Origin of the sequence: Spongiactinospora sp. TRM90649, from assembly GCF_029382225.1 — a bacterium.
In the GTDB taxonomy this organism is placed as follows: Bacteria; Actinomycetota; Actinomycetes; order Streptosporangiales; family Streptosporangiaceae; genus Spongiactinospora.
In genome coordinates, this window is the sequence record NZ_JARLTC010000112.1 from 1 (window position 1) to 583 (window position 583).

General features: G+C 77.4%; 1 pseudogene. It reads left to right on the forward strand.

Going from position 1 to position 583, the window contains the following annotated elements:
• A pseudogene (locus tag P3X83_RS43215) lies at positions 1 to 583 on the forward strand (hypothetical protein); the annotation flags it as partial.

Genomic DNA, 583 nt, shown 5'->3' on the forward strand with positions numbered 1-583 from the left:
TGCTCCGGCCGGTGTCGGAGCGTCAGGTGCGCGCGGCGGGGAGTGGGTCGGAGGACTCCCTCTTCGAGATCGACTGGGTCGAGTCCGCCCTGCCCGAGACGACGGCCGAGGAGATCCCCGACCTGGCCGCCGCCGAGGCCATCGTCGCGGAGGGCCGTCCGGCCCCCGAGGTCGTGACCTGGACGATCACGTCCGATCCGGCCGCCGACCCCGAGGAGGCCGTCGGCGCGGCGCTGTCCGTCGTGCAGGCGTGGCTGGCCGACGACCGCTTCGCGGAGTCCCGGCTGGTGCTGGTCTCGCGCGGCGCGGTGAGCGTCGGCGGCGAGCCGGTGGCCGACCTGGGCTCGGCGGGCGTGTGGGGCCTGGTCCGGTCCGCGCAGGGCGAGCACCCCGGCCGGTTCGTGCTGGTGGACGGCGAGGCCGTCGCCGGGGTGGCCGAGCTGGGTGAACCGCAGGTGGCGGTGCGGGACGGGCGGGTGTTCGTGCCGCGCCTGGTCCGTTCGGCCGGTGCGCTGGCGCTGCCCGGCCAGGAGCCGGGCTGGCGGCTGGGCGTGGCCGGGGACGGCGGGTCGCTCACCGATGT